The organism is Mycobacterium sp., assembly GCF_049280035.1.
GTDB lineage: Bacteria > Actinomycetota > Actinomycetes > Mycobacteriales > Mycobacteriaceae > Mycobacterium.
In genome coordinates this window covers 1-2035 of the sequence record NZ_JBAPPI010000792.1, presented here as the reverse complement: position 1 = coordinate 2035, position 2035 = coordinate 1, and the positions used below count along the sequence as shown (strand labels likewise).

The following is a 2035-nucleotide window of genomic DNA, read 5'->3' as shown; positions in this document are numbered from 1 at the left end:
CCACGATGCGCCCGTCCGGGCGAAGGTGACCCCGGTCGCCGCTGCGGAACCACCCGTCCGCGGTGAGCGTGTTGGCCCACTGCTCATGCTCCAGGTATCCCGGTGTCAGGTTGGCGCCGCGCAACTCGATCTCGCCGTTCGCCGCGATTCGCACCTGCGATCCAGGGATGGGCCGGCCCGCGCTGTTGGCCAGTTGCTCGTCGGTGTCGGTGGCTTCGCTGACGCAGATCATCGGCGCCTCGGTCATCCCGTAGGCGTGCACGACGGGTACGCGTAGGTGTTCACGCACCTGCTTGTGCACCTCGGGCGGACACGCGGCACCCCCGCCGATCAGCATCCGCAGCGATGGCACCAGCAATTCGGTTGTCGGCGCGGCCATCTGGGCAGCGAGGAGCATCTGGTAGAACGCGGTGCTCGCTCCGGTCACCGTCACCTGGTGCTCGGCAAGTACCCGGGGCAGGTCGTCTGCGGAAACCTTGGGAATGAGCACCACCGGAAAGTCGCCGAACAGAGCGGTGGCGAGATAGACCATGCCGCCGATGTGTGCGATGGGGAAGGCGATCGTGCCGACTTCCCGCGGATGGGTGCCGACACCGAGATGGGCGACATAACCGTGGGCGGCGCTGAGCAAGGTGGCGTCGCTGTGGAGTACGGCTTTAGGGCGGCCGGTGGTGCCCGAGGTGAAGTACACCCAGCGCGGCTCCGCTGGGGAGTGCGGCCCGTCGAACTCCGAGGTTGCGGGCGACGACGTCTGGAGTCGGGGGACGAAGTCGGGAGGCACCGTGACCGTACGTATCCCAGGTGCGGCGTTGGCAGCCGTCGACTCGTCAACCAGCAGGATGTCCGCGCGCGCGACGTCGACTGCCGCGCACACCTCGCGGCGCCGATAGAGGTGCAACACCGGGGCCTGCACAACGGGCATGCGGGCCAGGGCCAGCATCACCACCGCCGCGTTGACGTGTGAGGGCAGCTGCCAGGCGACCGTCATGCCGGCACGCACACCGGCATCTGCCAACCATTCCGCGGCGGTCGATGCCAGCGTGGCGACCTGCGACACCGTCAGCGTCTCGCCGGCGACGTCGCGCAGCAGAGGGCGATTCGGTCGGCTGGCGGCGCACTCGTCCAGCAGCCCGGCGATGGTGCGAGCCGTCACCACGTTTCTCCCGTCCTACCCGCCGTCAGCCCGTGCGCGGGCCGGGCGTGAACCTGACCGGCAGTTCGCGCACGGCGTACACCTCGCCCGCGTCCTCGAACAGTTTCGGCTCGCCGGCCAACTCGAAATCGGGTAGCCGCTCGAGCACCTGGGTGACCATTACGTCGAACATCAACTTGGCATAGTGCGAACCCAGGCAGCGGTGCATGCCCACGCCAAAAGCCATGTGCTTCTTGGCATTCGGGCGGTCGACGTCAAGCTCGTCAGGGTTCTCGAACATCGCGGGATCGCGGTTGGCGGCCGCCCACATCAGGATCGCCCGGTCGCCCCGGCACAGCTGCTGGCCGTGGAATTCGGCGTCGCGCGAGACGGTACGCGCCAGGCCGAGCGTCGGCGTGTACAGGCGCAGCAGCTCGTCGGTGGACTTCTTCACCAGGCTCGGATCGGCCTTGAACTTGGCGCGCAACCCGTCGTCCTTGCACAATCGCAACAGCACGTTGCCGGTGAAGCCGCTGGTGGTGTCCATGCCACCGAGCATCATCAGCACCGTGTACATGGTGATCTGACCGTCGTCGAGCGGTTCGCCGTTCAGCGTTCCGCGCAAGATGTCGCTGAACAGGTCATCTCCGAGTCCCTCGGCGCGGCGCTGCTCCATGTGCTTGACGATTTCGCCGAACATCTCCATCCCTGCGATTCCGGCCTTCTCCGGATCATGCGCACGGTCATGCACGGTGGTGTGCACCCAGCCGACCCAGTCCATGAACCGCGACTCGTCAAAGTTCAACAGCCGCAGGATCAACCGCGCCGGCAGCGGTGTCGTCAGCTCTGTGACAAGGTCACACTCGCCGCGCTCGATAAAGGCATCGATGGCCTCATTGGTCA

Annotated in this window: 2 protein-coding genes; both read right to left on the bottom strand. The window is 66.8% G+C overall.

The features are described from left to right. On the bottom strand, nucleotides 1–1153 hold a 1153-nt coding region (locus WAN71_RS25180; protein ID WP_422227932.1), incomplete at its 3' end, for a class I adenylate-forming enzyme family protein. A 25-nt stretch (nucleotides 1154–1178) separates the two neighbouring features. Continuing rightward, the coding region (locus WAN71_RS25175; RefSeq protein WP_422227931.1) for a cytochrome P450 at nucleotides 1179–2035 on the bottom strand (857 nt) is incomplete at its 5' end.